The following is a 22,571-nucleotide window of genomic DNA, read 5'->3' on the forward strand; positions in this document are numbered from 1 at the left end:
CGCGGGGCGGGCCGGAAATCAGTCCTCCGGGAACTCCGCGCCGAGCGTGGACAGCACGCCGAAGGCTTTCGTCCGGATCTCCTCGTACTCGTCCGAAGGCTCCGAATCAGCGGTGATGGCACCGCCGACGCCGAGCGAAAGCGTGCGTCCGCCGTCGCCGTCGCGGTTCATCACGAGGGTCCGGATCACGACGGCGAGATCGCTCGCCGCGTTGAGCGAAAAGTAGCCGATGGCCCCGGAATACACGCCGCGCGGGCCGTCCTCCAGCCGGTCCAGGATGTCCATGGTGCTGATCTTCGGGGCGCCGGTCATGGAGCCCGCCGGGAACGCGGCCGCCACGGCTTCGGCGCGGGGGGCGCCCGGCCGCAGCTGTGCGTCGATGGTGCTGACCATCTGGTGCACCGTGGCGTAGCTTTCGATTGCGCACAGCCGGCTGACGGTTACCGATCCGGGGACGGCGAAGTGGCTGAGGTCGTTGCGGAGCAGGTCCACGATCATGATGTTCTCGGCCCGGTCCTTGAGCGAGGTCTCCAGGTCCTTGCGGAGGTGCCCGTCGATCACGGGGTCGTTGGCGCGGGCCCGGGTGCCCTTGATGGGCTCGGCCCGCATGGCGCCGTCGGAGGCGATGCGCAGGAAACGTTCGGGGGAGGTGCTGGCGACGGTCAGGGGGCCGAAGCGGAGGTAGCTCGCGAACGGGGCCGGGTTGCGGCGGCGCAGCGCCAGGTAGCTCTGCCACGGATCCAGTCCCGGGTCCGGGGCGCTGACGGTGGTGGTCAGGCAGATTTCGTAGCTGTTGCCCTCGGCGATTTCGTGCTGGGATTCCTTGATCTTGCGCAGGTAATCGGAGCGGGTGTCGCGTGCGGTGAACCGCGGCGGGAGGGGAACGGGGAGCGTCTGCGGGGAGGGCTCGACGGCGGCGGGGGCGTTCCGGTGTCCGGCGTCCGCCGCGTCCAGCACCGCTGAGTCCCGCACAGCTGAGTCCCGCACCGCTGAGTCCCGCACCGCCGCGCGGGCGCGCTCCAGCCAGGTTCCGGCGTCGGGAGCGTCCAGGGCGAGCAGCCAGACCGCGCTTTCGCGGTGGTCCACCACCACGGCGCGGCCTGCGAACAACAGGGCGGCGTCCGGGGTGTCCGCGGGGATGTCGTTGCCGCCGCTTTCGCGCTTGAGCTCGTAGCCCAGGTAGCCGAGCCAGCCGAGCGTGAACTCGCACTCGTAGCCTTCCGGGGCGCGCAGGGCCCGCCGGCCCCAGACGGTGTCCAGCCAGCGGAAGAACGGGCCGGAGACGGTGGCGGTGGCGCATCCGGCGCTCACCAGGGTGGTGCCGGAGCGGTGCAGCACGGACTGGCCGAAGCTGCCGCCGTCGTCGGCCATGATGCTGAAGCGGCTGCGGGCGGCGGCCTCAGGAGACGCATCCGTGCGGGCGGTTTCCGCGTTGGAGGAGTCCAGCCAGACCGCGGTGTCAGAGGAACCGTGGAGGGCCTGGAAGAGCGCCTCGGTTCCCGGGACTGCGTCGATCCGTTCGGACAGCAGCTTCAGCCCGCGGCGGGCGGACAGCTCGGGGGCCAGGACGGAGGCGAGGCCCGGGAGGTAGTTCAAGGCCTGCATGACGTCATCCGGGGCGTCGCCGTTGGCCTTGTTCAGGACGTGGATGTCCGCGTGGGCCGGGACGTCGTCCGATTCGAGCCATTCCTGTTCCTGGGCTGCCCAGGTGTCCCAGAACGGTTCGTAGCCACTGCCGTCCCGTTCGATTGCGCGCCGGCGTCGGTCCTCCACGGGAGCTTCCACCCAGATCACGGCGTCCAGCAGGGGCCTTGCGGCTTCGGCGGCCGCGCCCACGCCCTCGACCACGACGATTTCGGCCGGCAGCGTGGTGTGTGCGGCGCCGTCGTAGTGCTTTTCCCAGTCCCAGCTGACCCATTCGGCGGCCACGCCCCGGCGCAGCGGAGCCAGGACCGTGGTGACATACCGTTCGATGCCCGCGCTGAGGCCGTTCCAGCCGGGATAGATGTCCTCGAGGTGGAAGAGCGATACCTTGTGATGCTCGCGCAGCCGTGCCGCCAGTTCGACGGCGAGGGTGGTCTTTCCTGCTCCGGAGCGGCCATCGACGGCGATGATCACGGGTGCTGGAGTCATGGAATAGAGGTTACCTGCTGGGGGTCGCCGTGTTTTCCGGCGAGGGCGGCGCGGGTGAACTCCACGATTCCCGGGACGGCGGCGTGGATGAGGTCCCAGGTGGTGTCGAAGTCGCGGTGCCCGCCGTACCACGGGTCATCGATGCCGAGGTCCAGGGTGTTGCTGCCGGCCACCGCGGGATCGAAGCTGCGCAACATCCTGATCTTCGCCAGGTCTTCCTGGGTTCCCTGCTGGAGTGCGGCGTCCTGCAGCCAGCCGAAGTGGTCCACGTCCAGCGCAAGGATGAGGTCCCGCTCCCGGAACCACTCCGGCTGCCACGCCCGCGCCACATGGGAAGCGGACACAATGTGGTGCGCTGCCAGCTTGCGCGCGGCGCGCGGATCGATCGGCCGCCCCACCTCATAGGAGGTGGTCCCGGCGGAGTCCACGCTGACGACGCCGGCCAGCCCCTCGGCGTCGAACGTTTCCTTCAGCATCAGTTCCGCCATGGGGGAGCGGCAGATATTGCCGGTGCAGACGGTGATGATGCGGTAGGGGCGGGACGCGGAATACATGCTGCAAGCATTGCCGGTGCCGCCGCCTGTTGGCTAGTTGAGGTGTCCTGCGGCCGTCATTTTCGCTCTGCCGCAGCCGCTCGCGCTGCCTCACCGTCCGGACAGGTCCCGACGGCGGTACCCGGCGAGCCCGGCAACCACCAGCCCGGTGGCGATCGCCAGGGTCCACAGCACAGGCGTCCAGTCCGGAGCGGAATCGGTGACATTCGGGACCACATGGAAGGGGCTGGTGCCCATCAGCCACTCCGGCGCTTCCAGCACCGGCCCGAACATGGTCAGCAGCAGCCAGTACACCAGCAGGAGCCAGGCCACCGCCCGAGCCCGCGGCGCCAGGCCCACCAGGAAAAGCGCGACGGCGGCCGCGAGCCACAGTGCCGGGACCTCCGCCAGGCCCTGGGCCACCACCTGTGCGGTGTCCAGTTCCGAGCCGGCCATCCGGGCGGACGTAGCCAGTGCCGCGGCGCCGGCCGCCATTCCGAGCGCGGGCCCGACGGCGGCCAGCACCACGGTGGGCGCGGCGTAGGCCAGCCGGGACAGCGGCGCGGAGAGAAGCCATTCGGCCCGGCCCTCGTCCTCCTCGGCGTGGAAACGCAGGACCACCTGGATGCCGAAAACGCCGCCGATGAACGCCAGCACCAGCAGCAGCACTTCCACGAAGGCGAACAGCAACTGCTCCTCGGTGGCCAGCCGGAACGTGATCATCTGTCGCACGAAGGGATTGTCCCGGAACACCGTGGACATGGTGGTGGCCACCAGCCCGTAGACCGAACCCAGCGCGATGAACACGATGCCCCACGTCCAGAACGCGCCGCCGTTCAGCCGCACCGTCAGGCCCCACGTTCCAAGCCGCCCCCGGGCCGGGCCGCCGCGCGGCGCGATCATGCCCATTCCGAAATCCCGGCGCGACTCCAGCCAAGCGGCCAGGGCCGTCAGCGCCAAGGCGACCGCCAGCAGGAGCAGCAACGGGCGGAAGTCGTTCTCCGAGGCCGGCCGGATCTGCTCCGCCCAGCCCATCGGGTTGGTCCACAGCAGCCACTCCGCGTTGTCGAGGGTGTCGCCCAGGCCACGCAGCAGGTAACTGGTCCCCAGCACGGTTGCGGCGAGGGTGTTTGCGGTGCGGCCGCTGGAGCCAAGCTGCGCCGTCACCGCGGCAACCCCGGCAAATGCCAGGCCCATCCCGCCGAAGGCGCTCCCCAAGGCAAATGCCGGCCCCGTCGGCGAACCCGCAGCCATCAGCGCGAGCTCCACCAGTGCCGTCACTGCCGCGGACGCCAGCCAGGCCAGCACGACGGCGGACGCCAGCCGGGCATGCCGGCCCACCACGCCCGAATCCAGCAGTTCCGCACGTCCGGATTCCTCCGCCGCGCGGGTGTGCCGGGTGACGGCGAAGACAGCCATCAGGGCCGCGAAGAACATGCCGAACATCTGCACGCGCCACGTGGTGAATCCCGCCGCCGTGCCAAGGTCCCCGGGCTGGCCGAACAACAAGGAAAACGCCGGGTTGGAGCCCAGGCTGAGCTGCAGCGCCCTCGCTTCAAGCGGCGTGGAAAACACGGAGGCATAGGCCGCGTAACTCATCATGGGGAAGGCCCCGAACACCAGCAGCCACGGCAGCAGCTTCCAGCGGTCCAGCCGCAGCGCGTGCCGCAATAGGGCCGTGGTCCCGGTGAACGGAGTACCGCTCATGGCCGGCCTGTGCTCATGGCTGCCGGGGCTCATGGCTGGCTGCCGCGGCTCATGCCTGGCTGCCGCGCTCGCCGTAGTGCTGCAGGAACAGGTCTTCCAGGCTCGGCGGGGTGACCGTCAGCGCGCTCACGCCGAACGCGGCCAGCGTGTTCATCGCCGCCGCCAGGCCGCCGTCGTCGACGCTGAAATGGACCCGGCTGCCCTCGAGCAGCAGGTCCCGGACTCCGGGCAGTGCCGTAAGGGCGGGCGCCGCGGTGGTGCGGGCCGCGCCGCCGTCGAGGGTTGCGGCCACATTGGTGCGGGCGTGGCTGCGCATCTGTTCGAGGCTTCCGGTTTCCACCACCTTGCCCTTGCGGATGATGCTGATCCGGTCCGCCAGCGACTCCACTTCGGCCAGGATGTGGCTGGACAGGAGCACGCTGCGGCCACGGGCCTTTTCGCGGCGGATTTCCCGGCGGAACGTGGCCTCCATGAGGGGATCCAATCCGGAGGTGGGCTCGTCGAGGATGAGCACTTCGGCGTTGGAGGACAGGGCGGCCACGATCGCCACCTTCTGCCGGTTGCCCTTCGAGTAGGCGTGGCCGCGGATGGTGGGGTCCAGTTCGAAGATGCCCAGGAGCTCTGCGCGGCGCTGTTCGTCCAGCCCGCCGCGCAGCCTGCCAAGCAGGTCGATCGCTTCGCCGCCGCTCAGCCCGGGCCAGAGGTTTACGTCGCCGGGAACGTAGGCGATGCGCCGGTGGAGGGTGACGACGTCGCGCCAGGGGTCGCCGTCAAGCACGCGCACGGTTCCGGCGTCCGCCCGCAGCAGCCCGAGAAGGATCCGCAGCGTGGTGGATTTGCCCGCGCCGTTGGGGCCGAGGAATCCGTGGACTTCGCCCTCGCTGACCTCCAGGTCCAGGCCGTCCAGGGCCACGGACCGCCCGAAGCATTTTTCCAGGCCCGCGATGCTGATCACAGCAGCCATGGACCGAGACTACTCCGGGCCGGGCTCCGCTGGAATGGTGTTCTGCGGTGGCGGCTCCGGTGCCTCCAGACGGGGTTGCGGCAGGCGTGGCAGCGCGGCGGCGGCGACCAGCAGGGCCAGGGCGCCGAGCCCGAACGGCAGGGCTGTGGCGGTGGCGATGCCTCCCACGAGGAGCGGGCCACCGGCGTCGCCGAGTTCCCTGCCGAGCTCGGCGGATCCCATGGTGCGGCCCATGCGTTCGGGCGGCGTGGTGTCCGCCAGGTGGGCAAAGCCGAGGGGAGTGGCAATGCCGACGCCGGTGCCAATGGCCGCCGCCGCGATGAAGAGGGTGGCCGGGTGTGGGATGGTTGCGACCAGTGCGACGCCGGCTGCTGTGATGAGCAGGCCGGTGACCATGCCGCGGTTGTCCTTGATGCGTCCTTCGTCCCGCATCCGCCCGACCCTCGGCTGGGTGAGCAGGGACGCGATGGCCAGGACACTGACGGTGGCGGTGCCGGCCACGGGGCCGAGCCCGTGCCGGGTGGCCAGGGCAGGAAGGAAACCGATGGCCGCGCCCATGGCGGCCATCGAGGCTGCGAGCACCGTGGTGGGAACCAGGAAGCGGCGTTCGCTCACCTGGCGGAAGAGGTCGACGACGGTGTAGCGCTGGCGGGGCAGCGGCGGCAGGTGCGGGACCCGGAACAGGACCCAGAGGGCAGCGGCCACGGCCAAGGCCGAAAGCACGGCGAACAGGAGGGCGAAGCCGCCCGCGAAGATCAGTCCCGCGCCGATCAGCGGACCGATCACGTAGCCCAGGCTCTTCCACGAGCCGTATTTTCCGAAGTAGCTTCCGGCGTTCTTGCCTGCGGCGAGCCGGGCCACCATCGCCGATGCCGCCGGGGAGAAGGCCGACGCCGCCGCGCCTTGGCCAAGGCGGGCGATGCCGAGCATCAGCGGATCGCTGCCCCAGAGGCCCGGAAGGGACAGGACCGCAAAGGCCAGCAGGCCGCCGACGATCACCGGCTTGCTGCCGATCCTGTCGCTCAAGGCGCCGAAGACGGGCTTCAGGAAAACCTCTGCGACGTCGTAGGCCGCGAGCAGCACGCCCAGTCCCAGCAGGGTGAGCCCGATGTTGTCGCTCTGGGCGCCCATGCCGGCGGCGATGCTGTGGGCACCGAAGGCGGTGACGAAGCCCGCGGCGTACAGCGGCGCCTTGGGGTGCGTTGCTGTGTGCATGGCTTCCTGTTCTTCCGGCCGCTCCGTTCGGGGCAGGTGCCTCGGGCGGCTGGCTAGTGGATGACGGCGAGAAGGATGCCGACCAGGACGAAGAGGCAACCGAAGGAGCGGTTGAGGATCTTCTGGCCGTGCTCATTGTGGGTGAAACGCTGGAACGACCTGGCGGCCAGGGCGAAGAAGAACCACATGACCAGGATGTCGATGACCACCACGGTGACCGCGAGGACCAGGTACTGCTGGAGGAGCGGCTGGTCCGGGCGGATGAACTGCGGCATGAAGGCCAGGAAGAACACGATGGCCTTGGGATTGAGCAGGTTCACCCAGACCCCGCGCTGGAACATGGACAGGGCCGGCTCGTTCCGCCGGGATTCGACCTTCTCCTTGTCCAGGTCCGGCTTGTGCATGAACTGCCGGATGCCCAGATACACGAGGTAGGCCGCGCCTGCGTAGCGGATGACGTTGAAGATCACCGGCGAGCTGGACACGAGCACGCCCACGCCAAGCGCCACGATCACGATGTGGATGACGAGCGCCAGCTGCTGGCCGAGGATGCCCCAGATGGAACGGCGGAAGCCCGAATTGAGCGAGTTGCTCATGGTGGAAATGGCGCCCGCGCCCGGGGTGAAACTGATCAGGGTGCCGGCGCCGACGAGGGCCAGCCAAAGGGAGAACTGCACTGATCAATCTTAGGCCTGCTGCTACCAGAGGGTTTCCACGAGCCCGAAGTCGTGGAATTCCTGGTCCGCCGTGATGATCACCATTGATTCGACGATTGCTTGGGCCGCGATCAGCCGGTCGAAGGGGTCCCGGTGGTCCCAGTCGAGCTGCCCCGCTGCGAAGGCGTGGTTGCTGCGGATGGGCAGTTCCTCGTCGCACAGCTCTGCGATGTGCCGGGGATAACCGAGCAACAGGCCGTCGAGGCCGGGCAGCCGTCCGAGCCTGTGCTTGTAGGCCAGTTCGTAGGCCGTGGCCGCGGAGGCTGCCAGATGGTGGTCGAGTGACTGGATGGTGCGCCGTGCCTTGGCCGAGAGCTTCCGGGGTTCCGTCAGGGCCCAGATCAGTGCATGGGTGTCGAGGAGATAATTGGCGCTTCCCACTGTTCCAGTTCCTCCTCACCCATCGGCTCGAAGAAGTCTTCCGGCAGGTGCCCCTTGACGAACCCCAGGCGCCGCTTGGACGGCGGTACGACCTTCACCAAGCGGGCAACAGGCTTGCCTGCTTTGGCGATGACGACATCCTCACCGCGTTCCACGAGGTTCAGAAGCTCGGAGAAACGCGTCTTGGCGTCCTGGACGTTGTACTGTCCCATGTTGACCAAGTCTAGTTGGTCAAGCTCGGCGGAGTAAGGCTCCGCCGCGTAGTACGGTGGCGGCTCATCGCCGTAGTAATAGCTCATGAGGCGAGGCTATTCAGGCCGTTCCGAGGGCGGAACCGGGCAATGCCGCTATGTGGAAAAAGCTACGCCCGGGCGATGACCTCGCCGTTCGGGATGAGGAACCAGCCATCGTCCGTGGAACCCCAGCGGTGCCAGCCCGCGGCGATCCTGGCCAGCTCGGCTTCCTGCGCGAAGCCGTACTCGAGCGCCTGCTCGGCGAAGGCCGAATGCAGCACCCGCTCGCTCCACACCCGCGCCTGCCAGCGGCGCTGCTGCGCCGTGGCGTACAGCCAGTTGCTGCTGCTGGGCGCGACTTCGGTGAATCCCGCCTGCTGGGCCCATGAGACCAGGCGACGGCCGGCGTCGGGCTCTGCTCCGTTGCGGCGGGCGATCTTCTGGTACAACTCCATCCAGTCGTCCAGTTCGGGGACCTCGGGGTACCAGCTCATGCCGTGGAAATCGGCGTCGCGCACGGCCACGATCGCACCCGGCTTGGCCACCCGCCGCATCTCGCGCAGGGCGGCGACCGGATCGGTCAGGTGCTGCAGCACCTGGTGCGCATGCACGAAATCGAACGTTTCGTCGTCGAACTCCAGGTCATAGATGTTGCCGGTGCGGAACTCGACGTTCTCCACCCCTCGCTCTGCCGCGAGGGAGGCCGCATGGGCCACCACATCGGCGGAGCGGTCCAGGCCGATGACCTGCGCCGGTGCCACCAGCTCCGCGAAATCGCAGGTGATGCTGCCCGGTCCGCAGCCGACGTCGAGCACGGACACTCCCGCGCTGAGATGCGGGATCACGAAAGCCGCGGAATTCTCCGCCGTGCGGGACGCATGGGCCCGTACAACGGACTCGTGGTGGCCGTGGGTGTAGACGTCGTCCGGCTTCTGCTCACTCATAGGGAAACGCTACTCCCGAGGGGCGCCGGGACACGCTGAATCAGGCCGTTTCGTGCGTTCCGGACTTGAGCGCCGCGAGCCCTGCCACCAGGGCCGCGAGGCCGAGCTCGAACGCCTGGTCCGCGCGGGAGAGCGCCTTTGTGGAACGTTCCCCGGCGCGCAGCGCCTCCGTGTAGGTGGGAACGTTGCCGGTGTAGTCTCCGGGTTCCATCATGTCCGCCGGGGCCACGGCATCCAGTGCCGAACCGAGGATGAAGTTTTCGAGGGCCACCATGGCGCTGACCACCTTTTCTTCCGGCCAGCCAGCGGCCAGGAAGCCCTTGGATACCTCCTCGTACATATCGAGCGTGGGGTGGGCTCCGGTCACCGGAACCGTGGCCAGCAGGGAGATGGCGTAGGGGTGCGCGGCGAAGGCGGCGCGGTAGGACCGTGCCCAGATGACGGTGGCCTCATCCCAGGGCAGGGTCTTGAAGACGCCGTAGTCGATCCCTGCGGTGACGAACTGGCGCATGCCCGCCAGGATGTCGTTCTTGCCGCCTACGTGGTGGTAGAGGGCCGGGGCCTTGACGCCGAGTTCGGCGGCCAGGGCGGACATGGTGAAATCCACCGGTCCGGTCCGGTTGAGGACCGTAATGGCCGTGGACAGGATGAGCTCCCGGTCCAGCACGTTCTTGGCCGGACGGCCTGCCCTGCGTTCCGCGGTTTCCGACATTTTTCCCTTCGCCCCTTGCTTGTTGCCTCAATCACACTCTAGCCTTGATCCAAGAAATTTAATCCCGTTAAATTTATTTGGAGCCGGCATGAGCTTGACCATCTTCCACGGCGGAACCGTCGCGGCCCCTCCCGGAAAGGGGAACGCCCGCGCCACGGCGCTCGCCGTCCGCAACGGCGTCATCACCGCCGTGGGCGAAGACGCCCTGGCGCTGCTCGGCGAGGCCGACGAAACGGTAGACCTGGCAGGCGGCTACCTCTCGCCGTCGTTCGCTGACGGTCACGCACATCCGCTCTACGGCGGGCTGGAAGACCTCGGCCCACAGATCCGCAGCTGCCGCTCCGTGGAGGAGATCGCCGCCTCGGTGCGGGAATGGGCGGACGCCCATCCGGATGCTGACTGGATCATAGGGGCGAGCTATGACGCTACGATCGCGCCCGGCGGGATGTTCGACGCCGAATGGCTGGATGCCGCCGTCGCGGACCGCCCCGTGATGCTGCGCGCCTGGGACTACCACACGGTGTGGGTCAATACGGCGGCCCTGAAGGCCGCCGGGATCGACCGCGACACGCCTGAACCGGCGCTCGGCCGGATCGTCCGGCGCCCGGACGGCAGCCCGCTCGGCACGCTCCTGGAACCCGGGGCGATCGACCTCGTGGCGAAGGTGGCTCCCGGATTCACCCTGCAGCAGCACGTGGACGCGCTGGCCGCAGCCACGGAACGGTATGCCGCTGCCGGCGTCACCTGGGTGCAGGACGCCTGGGTGGAGCTCGATGACCTGCCGGCCTACGAAGCCGCCGCCGCGGGGGGACGCCTCGCCGCGCGCCTCAACCTCGCCTTCCGGGCGGACCCGGCAGGCTGGCAGCACCAGCCCGAAGCGTTCGACGCCGCACGTGGCCGCGTCCGTGTGCTGGACAGCCCCCTGCTCACCGCGAACACCGTCAAGTTCTTCATCGACGGCATCATCGAAAGCCATACGGCCTGCATGCTGGCGCCCTACGCCGACGCGCCGGGGGAGAGCGGCCTGCCCAACTGGGAACGTGAAGACCTGCACAACGCCCTGGCCGCCTTCGACGCCCTCGGCTTCCAGCTGCACCTGCACGCGATCGGCGACGGCGCCGTGCGCATGGCCCTGGACGGGCTCGAGGAAGTCCGCCGCCGCAACGGAGCCCGGGACCGCCGCCCCGTGATCGCGCACCTGCAGGTGATCGACCCTGCGGACATCCCTCGCTTCGCGGAACTCGGCGTGGTGGCGAACTTCGAACCCCTGTGGGCCTGCTCGGACGACATCATGCAGCTACTCACCATCCCCCGGCTCGGCTCACCCCGCGCCGAGCTGCAGTACCCCATCGCCACCCTCGCCGCCGCCGGCGTCACCATCTCCTTCGGCAGCGACTGGCCCGTCACCGGACACCACCCCGTACCGGGACTCGCGACGGCGGTCACCCGCCAGACCCCCGACCACCTCCCCGAGGGCGGCTGGCTGCCCAACGAAAGGGTCGACGTCGAGACCGCCCTGACGGCGTACACCGCCGGCGTGGCCCACCAGGCCTTCGCCGAAAAGAGCTGGGGACGCCTGCTGCCCGGCATGAGTGCGGACATGGTGCTGCTCGCCGAAGACCCGGCGGAAATTCCCGCTGAGCGGATTGCCGGCGTCGAAGTTCTCGGAACTTGGCTGGCCGGGCGCCCCACCTTCCAGCACGAAACCGTGCATTAAGCCGCGATCCTTCCCTCCTCCCATTGGGCGCACGCCCATTCCTCCTCCCCAACCGGGCGAAAGCCCTCCACCCGAAAGACAACGATGTCCGTGAACACTGAAAGCCACGCTTCGCCGCTCGCCGCCGCGACCGGTGCCGCTTCCGCTGCAAGACCGCCCCACCTGCGCCGCGTCCTGGGCCTGGCCGCCCTGGTGATGTTCGGCCTGAGCTACATGGCCCCGCCCACGGTGTTCACCACCTTCGGCACGGTCACCCAGATCACGGACGGGCACCTGGCTGCCGCGTATGTGGTGGCCCTGGCCACCATGCTCTTCACGGCCTTCAGCTACGCCAAGCTCTCCCGCGCCATCCCCGCCGCCGGCAGCGCCTACTCCTACACCCAACAGACATTCGGCGGCCATCTCGGTTTCGTGACCGGCTGGACGCTCATGCTGGACTACCTGTTCCTGCCGATGATCAACTTCCTGCTGATCGGCCTCTACATGAACGCCGCCTTCCCGGCCATTCCGGGCTGGGTCTTCGCGCTGGCAAGCATCCTGCTGGTACTGGCCTTCATCGCCGGCGGAGTGAAATTCGTGGGCAAGTCCAGCGGCGTGATCGTGGCGGTGTCCGTGGTCATCATCATCGTGTTCGTGGCCCTGTCCATCTCCTACCTGTCCGGCAATCCGGCGCCGTCCGTCACGGCTCCGTTCGAGACGGGCTCCGGGGGAGCCGGCCCGATCTTCGCCGGTGCCGCCGTGCTGGCACTGTCCTTCCTGGGCTTCGACGCCGTGTCCACGTTGTCCGAGGACGCCCGGAACGCCGAGCGCGACATTCCCCGTGCCATCGTCATCACCACGCTGCTTGGCGGCCTCATCTTCATCGTGGTTGCCTGGGTGGGCGGCCTCATCATCCCGGACTGGCACGAATTCACCGCGCTGGATACGGCCGGTATCGAGCTCGTGGAGAAGGTAGGCGGTCCTGTGCTGAGCGCCTTTTTCATCGCGATGTTCGTGGCAGGCTGCATCGGCTCCGCCATGACCAGCCAGGTCAGCGTCAGCCGTATCATCTACGCCATGGGCCGCGACGGTCTCCTGCCCCGCGCCTTCGGCAAACTCCACCCGCGCCGCGGCACCCCGGTCCTGGCCGCCGTCACCGTGTCCGCCGTGTCCCTGTTGGCCCTGGTGCTCAGCCTGGAAATGGCCGCCACCATGATCAGCTTCGGCGCCCTCTTCGCCTTCTCCATGGTGAACCTGTCAGTAATCAAGCACTTCGTGGTGGACCAGAAGCGGCGGACCGGCGCAGACCTGGCCAAGTACCTGATGGTGCCGCTGGTGGGCTTCGCCCTGACCATCTGGCTGTGGACCTCTTTGGCCCCGGGCTCCTTCCTCGTGGGCCTGTGCTGGATGGCCGCCGGCATCGTGTTCCTGGCCATCCGAACCAAGGGCTTCCGCCAAGCCCCGCCGAAGCTGACGTTCGGCTAGTCGCTGTCGAGTGTCCTTGATGTCGAGTGCCCCGCACGGTGTCATGCCGGGCGGGGCACTCTTGTTTAAGGGTGGCCGATTACGGCTTTGATTACGCGCAACGGCTGGCGTCCAGCAGGATTGTCCAATGCAAAACGTTCGCGAGCTGATCCGGCCGAGCAAGGAAGAGTGGGCCTCCCTGCCCCGGCGCCGGTCCGGTGTGCGCCCGACGCTGATGGCGTGGCTGCTGGGATTGCTGACCGTGGGCGGGGCGTTCGTGGCCGATACGGGATGGGACGACGCGGCCCCGTCATGGGAAGAGTCGCTTCACCCAATGTCAGTTCTAGTGACAACGACTCTGGTTGTTGCGTCGATGTTCGCTGTTGGAGGCTGGAGCCTGGGCCGGAATGCTGTCTACTTTCTCCCCGTCATACTGCTTCCCTGCTCTGTTTTGGCCGTGGGAGGTGCTGCGCCATCTGCCTTTGTCTGGGTGATCGGCCTAGGGCTGGCGTGTGCGTTGGCTGTGTTGCAACTTCGCCAGGGGTTTGCTCAATTGGAGGAGATCCGAAGACTGGCCCTTCGCTTGAGTGACGGAACCCGGATCCAGCTCGGTGACAATGCACTGGCTTCTGAACGCCGGGCTTTCAGCTTGGAACGCTGGTCAGTTCTTGGGCTGGTTGCACTGTCAGTCGTGTTCTGGGTCTGGTTCGCTGTTGAGTGGACAGCGGCGCGGGCGATCGATCGGCCTTCCGAGGGCAGTGTCTATGCTTCCGTTCCACCTGTATTCGGATTGCTTGCAACCCTGCTGGCACTTTTGTTTGCCGTTCGCACCCTGTGGCATCGGCGGGTTTGGCAGCAGGCGTGCGCCTTTGTGTGGCTGGTCCCGGACGGGATCGGACCGGTCTGGGCCTTCCCGTCCGAATCGTCCTTTGGGGGCCGTCTGAAAAAGTTGGACAGCCAAGAACCCGAGTGCACCTGTCGTGAAGAGGCCGCCCGGCGGGAGCCGGATGATGACGGCTGGGACGGAGACGCATTACCGGCCAACGATTACTGTCCTGTCCATGGAATCGATGCCTTGAACAGACTGAGCCATGACGAGTTCCGGAGGCTGGCGCGATCTGAATGGCCGTGGGACAACAACTCGGAGCTGCCCGACGATCCGGCGTTGCCCTACGAAGACTCAGGGGGTCTGCTCGGATTTGCGGGTCACGTCTTCGGCGGTATCCAGGTATTCCGGGACGGCTCGAAAATGGATGCTGTCAGCCCGAAGGAAAGGGCTGCCGAACATCGCAAGCCCGATGAGGGTGAAATGCAAGGCTGGACAGACCCGGACTCCATCCCACCTTCCGAACAAGGCATCCTCGACACCATCGACCTTGCACCCGTTGGCCTGACGGGAACCGCTGTCCGTTACCGCCACGGCCGTGCCTGGCTCCGTACCGAAGAGTCCAAGGAACAGTAGCCCGCACATCCTGCTGGACCAACCGCATCGCCACGCAAGACCTTCCCGGAACCAGTTCCAAAAAACCCTGCCTCTGGCCACAATTGATCCATGGCCGCAGGGAGGCGGGGTCCGGGCTTTCTGCCGGGTATCACTGGTACCGGCGCGCTGCGTGACGGCCCCTCGCCAGAGGCTCTCCGCAAACCCTTCTTCATCGCCGCCGTCGTGGTGTTTGCCCTCGCGGTCCTGGCGGAAATCGGCATGTCGCTCCTGCTCGGCGGGACCGCCGTCGAACCCGTCCAGCCTGGCGAAGCAGCCAAACTGGGCGTCCCGCTCGACGTCTTCCTCAAGACCCAGAAAGCCGACGCCGATCCGCCCGGAACGGGCATCGCGTTCCTTGCGTTCCTGGACGGTTTGCTGCTGTTCACTGTGGTGATGCTCGGCCTCAGCCTGATGATGGAGCTGCGGGTCTACGGCAGGATCCAGGGGATCGTCACCTTGATCGTCACCTTCCTGTGGGTGGTGGGCGCGTTCTTCGCGGCCATGCTGGCGATGGCCAAGCTGTTCCTGATGTTCGGGTTGTTCGTGGCCACGCCCTTCGGGACCTTGGCCTACCTGGCGCTGTGGGGTAGCTTCCCCACCCGACAGGCCGCCGCGATCCTCGGTCTGCTCCTCCTGCTGAAAGCCGTCTTCGCGGTCCTGCTGATCCTGAGCCAACCCAAGTTCCTCAAGGTCACCGGCCTTGTGGTCCTCCTGGTGGCGTCCGTAGTGATGCAGATCGTGCTCGGCGTGATCCACGGCTTCCTGCCGGGACCGCTGGTATCGATCGGCGACCAGTTCTGGGCCCTCATCACCGTGATCGTGGCCCTGGTCTGGGCGTTGGTGATGCTGATCGTTTCGATCCCGGCGATCATCAATGCCCTGCGGGTCAGCGGCGCGGCGGGGGACTGAGGCGGAAGCTGACCCCTAAACCCGCGCCCGGTACGCCGCCAGGAACGTCGAAATCCGGCGCACGGCTTCCTCGATGTCCCGCTCCGCCGGCAGGATCACGAAACGGAAGTGGTCCGGCGTCGGCCAGTTGAACGCGGTGCCGTGCGAGACCAGGATCTTCTGGTCCTGCAGGAGGTCCAGGACGAACTTCTCGTCGTTCTCGATCGGGTAGATCTCGGGGTCCAGGCGCGGGAACAGGTACATGGCGCCGGCTGCTGGAACACACGAGACGCCGGGGATCGCGGTCAGCAGCTTGTAGGCGAGGTCGCGCTGTTCGCGCAGCCGGCCGCCGGGCTTGATGAGCTCCTCGATGCTCTGATACCCGCCCAGGCAGGTCTGGATGGCGTGCTGCGCGGGAACGTTGGCGCACAAACGCAGCGACGCCAGCAGTTCCAGGGCTTCGCGGTATTCGGCGGTGGCGGCGTGCGGCCCGGTGATCGCCACCCAGCCGGCACGGTACCCGGGCATGCGGTACGCCTTGGACAAGCCGCTGAAGGTGAGCACGCAGACGTCCTCCGCCACGGCCGCGGTATGGATGTGCTTGGCCTTCTCGTAGCGGATCTTCTCGTAGATCTCGTCCGAGAACAGCACGAGGTCATGCTTGCGGGCCAGGTCCGCGAACTGCTCCAGGATGTGCCGCGGGTAGACGGCGCCGGTGGGGTTGTTCGGGTTGATGATCACGATGGCCCGGGTGCGGGAGGTGATCTTCGCTTCGACGTCCGCCATGTCCGGCCACCAGTTCTGCTCCTCATCGCAGAGGTAGTGCACGGGTGTTCCGCCGGTCAGCGTGACGGCGGCGGTCCACAGCGGGTAGTCCGGCGCGGGCACCAGGACCTCGTCCCCGTTCTCCATGAAGGCCTGCAGGGTCATGGAGATGAGTTCGCTGACGCCGTTGCCGATGAAGATGTCCTCGACGCCGATCGTCATCAGGTTCTGTGTCTGGTAGTACTGCGAAATGGCGGTCCGGGCCGAGAAAATGCCCTTCGAATCGCTGTAGCCCTGGGCACCGCGCAGGTGGTGGATCATGTCCACCACCACGGACTCCGGCGCTTCCAGCCCGAACGGCGCCGTGTCCCCGAGGTTCATCTTGAGGATCCGGTGCCCTTCCGCTTCCATGGCCTTGGCCGCCTGGAGGAGCGGGCCACGGAGTTCATAGCGGACGTTCTGGAGTTTGCTGGAGTGCTGCATCGGACGCATGGTTGATCTTTTCATGGCGCCGCCCGCTCTGCCGAGAATTACGCACGCCCTACTGGTTCAGCTTGAATTCGCAGAGCTGGGGCTGGATCTTGCAGACGTTCACCTTCGGATCGACCGGCGAGCTGATATCCCGCAGCTCCGTCTTGACCAGCACCAAGGTGTTGGGCGGCACCTTCTCGCCCGCGTCGCGGGTGGCGCCGAGCACCACGCACCTGCTGAGGAGGCCCTGCGAGGAGGTGCACCCGGAACCCTGGCTCACGTCCAGTTGGATCTTTGCGGAGGCCGCCCGGGACTTCGCCGTTTCGATCGTCGTCCCCACCAGGACCGGCACAGTGCTCTTCACGGGCACCGCCACCTCCAACGTCACGGTGGATCCGCGCCCCACGGTCCGGCCGCCGTCGGGCTCCTGTGCAAGAACGGTGCCGGCGGCCTCCGCGCTTTCCTTCTCGGTGACCGCCGTCCCGAAGCCCGCGTCCTTGAGGATCTGCACCGCCTCGGCCTGCGGTTTGCCCACCACAGGCGGGACGCTCGCGTCCTTGAACATGAACCAGAGCACTCCGCCGACGACGGCGAGCAGCACCACGCCCCCGATGATCACCCAGAGCCAGGGGAACCCGGGAGTCGGGGCCGGCGTCGCGGGGGGCGGCACCTCGAGCGTCACCACGCGGGACTGGTCCGCATAGTTTTCCGGTGCGTCGTCGGCCGAATAGGCGATCAGCTTCACGGGGTAGCTCCCGGGCGCCGCCTTGGTGGTGTCGAAAGTGACGAGGTATTGCTCGGTGGCGCCGGCCGCAAGGGTCCGCAGCGGGTCCGGGATGTCCGTGTAGGTTTCGGCAGCGGAGCCACCGGGGAACGCGCCGAGCACCACCCGGGCGGAGGCCCCGGTGCCGTTGGTGACGGACGCGGTCAACGAGCCCTTGCCGTCCTTCAGCGTCACCGTGGGTGAGCTCAGGGTCATGGTGATGGTGCCCATCAGAGACCTCCTGTTGTGCCCGGGAGGAGTCCGAGCCCGATGATCGGCAGGGTGGCCACCTGCAGCGTCACCTGTGATCCGCGCGGAAGCGGAGTCCCCACCTCCGGCAGGACGCCTTTCACCATGCCGAAGTCCGCGCCGCCGGGCACCTCCTGCACGGCCACCCTGAAACCGGCCTCCAACAAGGCCTGTTCGGCGTCTTCGCGGCGCTGGCCGATCACATTGGGCACGGGAATGTCCGCCGCGCGCGCGATTTCCACGCTCACCGTGCTTCCCTTCGCCGCGGTGCCACCGGCCTCGGGATTCTGGCTGACCACCGTGCCGGGAGCCTCGTTGCTGACCACCTCGGTGGAGCCCATCGAGAACCCGGCGTCGATGAGGATCCGTGCGGCCTCCGCCTGCTGCTTGCCCCGCACATCCGGCACGTTGCCGCCGCTGCCCTGCAGCAGGAACCACACCACGCCGCCCATCGCCAGGAGCAGCACCACGCCGCCGATGATCACCCAAAGCCACGGGAAGCCGCGCTGCGGCGGGGGCGGGGCGGCCGCAGGAACCGTCAGCGTGACCACGTGCGCCTGGTCCGCGTAGTCCTCCGGGGCGTCGTCCGCGGAGTACGCGATCAGCTTCACGAGATAGCTGCCGGGGGCCGCGCCCGTGGTGTCAAAGGACACCAGATATTGCTCGGTGGCCCCCGGGCCGAGGGTCCGCAGCGGCTCGTCCACAACCGTGTAGGAAGGAGCGCCGGCCTGTGCGGGGAAAGCCCCGAGCACCACCCGCTCCGGCTCCACGGAACTGTTGGTCACCGACGCCGTCAGGGAGCCTTTGCCGTCCTTGAGCTCCACGGTGGGGGAGCTGAGGGTAAGGGTGATGCCGGCCATGTCAGTCCGCCTCCGCCAGGTTCAAAAGACAGGTTCCAAGAGCTCCGCAGCGGACCCCCAAGGTCCCGCCGCCGGTGCCGAAGGTCAGGTTCACGGTGTCCCCGGCCCCGGCAGTTCGCTCGCTCCGCGTGCCTTCCACCTCGAGGACCACGACGACGGCGTGTTGCGGCAGCAGCCGCGCCCGCTTGGTGGGCGGTCCGAAGAGTCCGCCGAATTCGCGGACGGTGAAGGTGCAGCTTCCGGCGACCGTCAACTGGGAACCCGACGCCGAACAGGAGCCGCCCGCGGCGGCGAGGTCCGCCGTCGTGAGTGCGCCGCCCGCCGCAATCCCGGAAAAGCCGGACTGCCAGTCGGCCGCGGCGTCGTCGTTGCCGCCCCCGAAACCGATTCCGAGGAACAGCACCAGGCCCGCCACGACGGCACAGGCGATCACCACGATGATCGGCGTGCGGTTCCCGCTATTCACCTGCCATCACCTCGATCGCGTCCGTGACGTGGGCCGGCTTGATGCCTTTGACGATCCGCCGCACCAGCTCCAGCTGTCCCGCAGCCGCGGCCGGGACGCGTACCGTGATGTGGAAGGCCCCGGGCTCGGACACCACCTCGAAACCGGGCACGCCCGTGGCCAGGTGCAGGAAGCGGGTGAGGCCGTCCGCGGTACCGCGCCGCGCGGACAGGCCCGCGGCACTGGCGATCAGGTCCCGCTGCCGCGCCACCGGGATCCCCGCGGAGGCGCTTCCGCTGGCTTCCGGCCCGGGCAGGGTGAGCCAGTCCAGGTCCACCCAGCGGGACAGGAACGGAATGAGCGACGACGGCGAGCGCCCCGGATCGGGCACGGCAGGGAGGCGGTCCAGGACCTCGCGGACGGGGCGGTGCAGGTCCTCGGCCACGGCGAGCAGGGCCTGCAGGGGCCGGCTGCTTTCGGCCGCCACCTGGTACACCTCGGGCAGTACGCGCAGGAGGCGGGATTCGCCCAAATCAAACTCAGCCATGGCCGTGCACCACCTCGATCCGGTGCGCGCCGGAGCAGAACAGCCAGGTGTCCGGCAGGGTCACCACATCGTCCACCAGCCGCCGCGTGCAGCTCGCCCAGGACGCGGTGTTGTCCGTGCTGCGGTAGATCCCTTTGGGCCCGGCCGCCAGCAGGAGTTGCGTGCCGTCGTCGCGCACGGCCCCGGAGACCGCGCGGACCGGCTCGAAGCGGGTGCGGTCCCGCAGGGGCAGCCCGCAGTTCACGTCCGGGGTGCTCCATTGCGGCGACGCCTGGCCCAGTTGCAGGCGCAGCACGCCGCCGCTCTGCGTGGCGGCGTAGGCGGCGTTGCCCATCACGTGCACGCCCCAGCAGCTGCCGCCGGACCAGCCCGCGCCGAACTGCTCCCACGCCGATTTCAGGGTGTCCAGGTCGGTGCGGGCCAGTTCGTCGATCTTCAGCCGCACACAGCCGGTGCCGCTGCCTTCCGGAACGGAACGGCCCAGCCAGAGGTAGCTCGCGCCGCCGTCGTACTGCACGGTCATGCAGCGGATGTCCTCCCCGGCGGCCTTGACCTGCGTGAAGCTGCCCGCCGCCCCGGCGTCCGGCGAGAGCCACACTCCGGCGGAGGCCTCGGCCGCCACCGCCACGCCCGTGCGGCCGCGCACGTCCACCAGCGCGTCCACCGCGTAGAAGCCGCGGTCCGGCTGCGCGGCGTCCACCACGTTCTGCACCGGGATGGCGCCTTCGCCCAGTGGAAGTTCGTAGAGCCCGCGCTCGCCGGCCAGCAGCAGCACCGGCGCACCCTGCCGGTCCACCCAGCACAGGTCCGCGACGACGAATCCCAGTTCCGCGGCCCGCCGCCAGGACTCGCCTAGGTCCTCGCTGATGTAGATCCGCGACGACGTGCCCGTCACCGTACTGACAGCCACCATTCCCGGATGCTGCCCGACGGCGGACCGTCCCGGTGCGGGGGAGCGGAACGGCGCGATGGCCCGCACCGTTTCCGCGGAGGTGTCCGTGTGGAATTCGGCGCACGCCTCCCAGCCGTCCCCGGCATTGGTAGTGCGGAACAGCAGCCCGTCCTGGGCTACGAACCAGGTGTTGTCCTGCCCCTCGGCCTGCACCAGCCCCATGGCATCGCTGTCCGGGACCTTGTCCACTTCGAGCCGCACCCGGTCCACGTATTGCACGCCGGGCTCGGCCTCCTCCATTGCCCGGTACAGGTTGGAGACCCGCAGCGGCTTGCCGAAACCGGAGCCGTAGCTGCCCGCTCCTCCGGGTTCCGGCCCGAACGGGCTGATCCCCTCGGCCAGCCGCGCGGTGATACGGGCTTTGACGGCGTCGGCGTCCTCGTCCGGGCGCACCACGATCCGCGCATCCACCAGCACCTGCTTGTACAGGCCCCAGCGGACCACGGGTTCGGCGCCCACGGTGGAGCGGCGGCGCAGGTAGCGTTCGACGTCGTCCCGCACCTCGCCGCGGGCGTGCGCCGCGAGCTCGGCGGCGGTAACGGGCGTTCCTTGTGCGCCGCCGGCGCCCGGCACGAACGGCACCAGCACCACCTCCACCTCGCCCGGTTTCGCGAAGGCCCACAGTTCCTTCCGGGTGAAGGCCCGGGCCCGGGCCACCCCGCCGTGCCGCATGGCCAGCACCTCGTAGTCCCGCACCGTGACGGCGCGGTCCCGGGCCTGGAAATCCTGGGGTGCCCGGCGGAGCGCGTTCTCCAGGGCCTCGCCGTCGCGCCCGCCCGTGGCCGGCTCCGGGTTGCTGACCCGGACCCCGGGCAGTGGGGTCCGCAGCACGGTCAACTGCCCGGCGCCCACGTTTCCGCGCAGCCCGCCGCCGCCGCGGTACCAGGCCCGCACTTCGGCGCCGGGACCGGGAACAACAGGATGTTCTGGCGAACTCGCGCCCTCATCCCACCACGCGAACATCACGACGCCGGCGCTCCGGTCGATCCGCACCGGCACCTCCCCGGGGCGTGCGTCCGCGAAGGCCTCCACCTCGCGGCAGTACCGGAACGGCTTGCCGTCCACCAGCACGGCCTCGCCGCTGCTGAGCCGGGTTCCAGCCGGCACTTCGATCGCCACCGACAAACCAGCCCCGGACACAATTGGCGCATTCGGCACCACGAAGCTCTGCCCCGGACGGCCCGTCCCCGTGCCGATCGGAACGGCGTCGTACAAGGTGACATCGGCGGCCGGAACCAGCACACTGGCTTGGCCGGCAGGCAGCACCGCGGCCGTCGTCGTCGTGAATACCGGCTGCGGAGTCCCGGGCACGCCGGGCGGACAGCTGACCTGGGTGCCGCGCGGAATCCGGATCTCCGGGGCGGCGCCGCCGCTTGCTGCACCCGAACTGGCGAGGCGCGTGAATTCCAGCATGGTTTCGGCGCTGGCAGGCGGGTAGAGGCTGGTGCCGAGCAGGTTCAGGTACACGGCGTACAGCTTCTCCGGCACCCGGTTGAGCCGGTACATCAGGGTGTCCGTGAGGTAGGCGAAGGCTTCCAGGATGGTGATGCCGGGATCGTGCACGGACAGGTCTGTCCAGTCCGGGGCGATCTGCCGGATGCGCTCGCGGGCGCCGGCCACCAGCTCCGCGAAGCTGCGGTCATCCAGGTTCGGCACGGGAATGCTCATGCTGTGCCTCCTGATCCGGCGGATTCAACCGGCAAGGTGATGGCCAGCTCGTCCTCCTGCTGGGTGGACCGCACCCGGTACCGCAGCCGGACCTCCAGCAGCTCCGGGCTCGACGGCGAGCGCGAGGCATCCAGGGATAGCACCGTGATCCGCGGCTCCCACTGTTCCACGGCCCGCGCCACGTAGTGGATGGCCAGGCCGGCGGTGGTGTCGTCCGCGGGCGCGAACGCCAGCCTGAACAGGTGGCAGCCGTACGTGGGCCGGTTGATGCGCTCGCCGGGCCGGGTGCTCAGGAGCAGCAGCAGGGCCTGCCGCACGGAGGCGGCGTCCGTGACCGTGGCGAGCCTGCCGTCCGGGGTGAGATTAAGGCCGGAAAGCCCGACGGCGGCGTCGAAGTCCGGATGCACGAAGGCCACCGATTTGTACCTGGGGGCGCTCATGATCCCGCCTCCACGAATTCCTGGCCCGGCCGGCGGACGGTGTACTTCACGGCGCCGGGCGGGGTGCCGTCCGTGAACCCTTCCACGGTGTCCAGGCACATCCGTTTGCCGCCGATCCGAATGAACGTCGAATACCCCTTCAGCACCGGGAGCGTCTTCTGGCAGGGCTTGTAGTTCAACGACACATTGGGGCACATGGAGATGTCCCGGCCCACGGGATCGGCTTCCACCAGCACGGGCGAGCCCGCCACCCGCACCCACTCCTGCGAGGGGACGTTCTGTACCTTGCCGTCGTGCCCGCAGCGCAGGATGGCTTCCTTAGTCAGAATTTTCATCGTCCAA

The 22,571-nt window shown here is 68.4% G+C and carries 22 protein-coding genes; 4 read left to right on the forward strand and 18 right to left on the reverse strand.

Annotated features, from left to right (window positions below; all coding sequences use genetic code 11):
* Window positions 1-18 precede the first annotated feature (18 nt).
* The 10 genes from BIU82_RS17550 to BIU82_RS17595 all read right to left on the reverse strand — a co-directional run bounded on the left by BIU82_RS17550 (window position 19) and on the right by BIU82_RS17595 (window position 9,538).
* Window positions 19-2,133, reverse strand: coding sequence for a chorismate-binding protein (locus BIU82_RS17550; protein WP_070350736.1), 2,115 nt, complete (start codon window positions 2,131-2,133; stop codon window positions 19-21).
* On the reverse strand, window positions 2,130-2,687 hold the full coding sequence (locus BIU82_RS17555; protein WP_070350737.1) for a low molecular weight protein-tyrosine-phosphatase: 558 nt from the start codon (window positions 2,685-2,687) through the stop codon (window positions 2,130-2,132). The genes BIU82_RS17550 and BIU82_RS17555 overlap by 4 nt, the downstream gene beginning before the upstream one ends.
* Window positions 2,688-2,777: 90 nt before the next feature.
* Window positions 2,778-4,373 carry a hypothetical protein gene (locus tag BIU82_RS17560; protein ID WP_070350738.1) on the reverse strand — a complete coding sequence of 532 codons (1,596 nt, stop codon included), beginning with the start codon at window positions 4,371-4,373 and terminating at the stop codon, window positions 2,778-2,780.
* 49 nt (window positions 4,374-4,422) lie between these two features.
* Window positions 4,423-5,337: an ABC transporter ATP-binding protein gene (locus tag BIU82_RS17565; protein ID WP_070350739.1), complete on the reverse strand. Its 915-nt coding sequence runs from the start codon at window positions 5,335-5,337 to the stop codon at window positions 4,423-4,425.
* A gap of 9 nt (window positions 5,338-5,346) precedes the next feature.
* Window positions 5,347-6,552 carry an MFS transporter gene (locus BIU82_RS17570; RefSeq protein ID WP_070350740.1) on the reverse strand — a complete coding sequence of 402 codons (1,206 nt, stop codon included), beginning with the start codon at window positions 6,550-6,552 and terminating at the stop codon, window positions 5,347-5,349.
* Between the two features lie 53 nt (window positions 6,553-6,605).
* On the reverse strand, window positions 6,606-7,229 hold the full coding sequence (locus tag BIU82_RS17575) for a LysE family transporter (protein ID WP_070350741.1): 624 nt from the start codon (window positions 7,227-7,229) through the stop codon (window positions 6,606-6,608).
* A gap of 21 nt (window positions 7,230-7,250) precedes the next feature.
* Entirely contained in the window at window positions 7,251-7,649 is a 399-nt protein-coding gene (locus tag BIU82_RS17580) for a type II toxin-antitoxin system VapC family toxin (protein WP_070350742.1), read from the reverse strand.
* Window positions 7,610-7,948: a type II toxin-antitoxin system prevent-host-death family antitoxin gene (locus BIU82_RS17585; protein WP_253182837.1), complete on the reverse strand. Its 339-nt coding sequence runs from the start codon at window positions 7,946-7,948 to the stop codon at window positions 7,610-7,612. The genes BIU82_RS17580 and BIU82_RS17585 overlap by 40 nt, the downstream gene beginning before the upstream one ends.
* A gap of 62 nt (window positions 7,949-8,010) precedes the next feature.
* On the reverse strand, window positions 8,011-8,826 hold the full coding sequence (locus BIU82_RS17590; protein WP_070350743.1) for a methyltransferase domain-containing protein: 816 nt from the start codon (window positions 8,824-8,826) through the stop codon (window positions 8,011-8,013).
* 40 nt (window positions 8,827-8,866) lie between these two features.
* Window positions 8,867-9,538: a TetR/AcrR family transcriptional regulator C-terminal domain-containing protein gene (locus BIU82_RS17595; protein ID WP_070350744.1), complete on the reverse strand. Its 672-nt coding sequence runs from the start codon at window positions 9,536-9,538 to the stop codon at window positions 8,867-8,869.
* 88 nt (window positions 9,539-9,626) lie between these two features.
* Here BIU82_RS17595 and BIU82_RS17600 point away from each other — a divergent pair, with 88 nt between their 5' ends.
* The 4 genes from BIU82_RS17600 to BIU82_RS17615 all read left to right on the forward strand — a co-directional run bounded on the left by BIU82_RS17600 (window position 9,627) and on the right by BIU82_RS17615 (window position 15,090).
* On the forward strand, window positions 9,627-11,255 hold the full coding sequence (locus BIU82_RS17600) for an amidohydrolase (RefSeq protein WP_070350745.1): 1,629 nt from the start codon (window positions 9,627-9,629) through the stop codon (window positions 11,253-11,255).
* A 90-nt stretch (window positions 11,256-11,345) separates the two neighbouring features.
* Window positions 11,346-12,719 carry an APC family permease gene (locus BIU82_RS17605; protein ID WP_253182838.1) on the forward strand — a complete coding sequence of 458 codons (1,374 nt, stop codon included), beginning with the start codon at window positions 11,346-11,348 and terminating at the stop codon, window positions 12,717-12,719.
* A 127-nt stretch (window positions 12,720-12,846) separates the two neighbouring features.
* Window positions 12,847-14,160, forward strand: a complete 1,314-nt coding sequence (locus BIU82_RS17610; RefSeq protein WP_070350746.1) for a hypothetical protein — start codon at window positions 12,847-12,849, stop codon at window positions 14,158-14,160.
* Between the two features lie 90 nt (window positions 14,161-14,250).
* Window positions 14,251-15,090 carry a hypothetical protein gene (locus BIU82_RS17615; protein WP_083292412.1) on the forward strand — a complete coding sequence of 280 codons (840 nt, stop codon included), beginning with the start codon at window positions 14,251-14,253 and terminating at the stop codon, window positions 15,088-15,090.
* Between the two features lie 15 nt (window positions 15,091-15,105).
* Here the strand turns inward: BIU82_RS17615 and BIU82_RS17620 are convergent, their stop codons facing one another.
* Genes BIU82_RS17620 through BIU82_RS17655 form a run of 8 tightly spaced genes read right to left on the reverse strand, consistent with a single transcriptional unit; the run spans window position 15,106 to window position 22,564 of the window.
* Window positions 15,106-16,326 carry a pyridoxal phosphate-dependent aminotransferase gene (locus BIU82_RS17620; RefSeq protein ID WP_070350747.1) on the reverse strand — a complete coding sequence of 407 codons (1,221 nt, stop codon included), beginning with the start codon at window positions 16,324-16,326 and terminating at the stop codon, window positions 15,106-15,108.
* Between the two features lie 49 nt (window positions 16,327-16,375).
* Window positions 16,376-17,299: a PASTA domain-containing protein gene (locus BIU82_RS17625; protein ID WP_070350748.1), complete on the reverse strand. Its 924-nt coding sequence runs from the start codon at window positions 17,297-17,299 to the stop codon at window positions 16,376-16,378.
* The gene (locus BIU82_RS17630) at window positions 17,299-18,177 is read right to left on the reverse strand and encodes a PASTA domain-containing protein (RefSeq protein ID WP_070350749.1); all 879 of its coding nucleotides are present in this window, start codon (window positions 18,175-18,177) and stop codon (window positions 17,299-17,301) included. Before BIU82_RS17630 ends, BIU82_RS17625 begins: the two co-directional genes overlap by 1 nt.
* A 1-nt stretch (window position 18,178) precedes the next feature.
* The gene (locus tag BIU82_RS17635; protein WP_070350750.1) at window positions 18,179-18,643 is read right to left on the reverse strand and encodes a hypothetical protein; all 465 of its coding nucleotides are present in this window, start codon (window positions 18,641-18,643) and stop codon (window positions 18,179-18,181) included.
* Window positions 18,636-19,169: a phage tail protein gene (locus tag BIU82_RS17640; RefSeq protein WP_070350751.1), complete on the reverse strand. Its 534-nt coding sequence runs from the start codon at window positions 19,167-19,169 to the stop codon at window positions 18,636-18,638. The genes BIU82_RS17635 and BIU82_RS17640 overlap by 8 nt, the downstream gene beginning before the upstream one ends.
* Complete coding sequence (locus tag BIU82_RS17645) at window positions 19,162-21,789, reverse strand: baseplate J/gp47 family protein (RefSeq protein WP_070350752.1); 2,628 nt, start codon at window positions 21,787-21,789, stop codon at window positions 19,162-19,164. Before BIU82_RS17645 ends, BIU82_RS17640 begins: the two co-directional genes overlap by 8 nt.
* Entirely contained in the window at window positions 21,786-22,229 is a 444-nt protein-coding gene (locus BIU82_RS17650) for a GPW/gp25 family protein (RefSeq protein WP_070350753.1), read from the reverse strand. Before BIU82_RS17650 ends, BIU82_RS17645 begins: the two co-directional genes overlap by 4 nt.
* On the reverse strand, window positions 22,226-22,564 hold the full coding sequence (locus BIU82_RS17655; RefSeq protein WP_070350754.1) for a hypothetical protein: 339 nt from the start codon (window positions 22,562-22,564) through the stop codon (window positions 22,226-22,228). Before BIU82_RS17655 ends, BIU82_RS17650 begins: the two co-directional genes overlap by 4 nt.
* Window positions 22,565-22,571 lie beyond the last annotated feature (7 nt).

Origin of the sequence: Arthrobacter sp. SW1 (assembly GCF_001766675.1) — a bacterium.
Classification (GTDB): Bacteria; Actinomycetota; Actinomycetes; order Actinomycetales; family Micrococcaceae; genus Arthrobacter.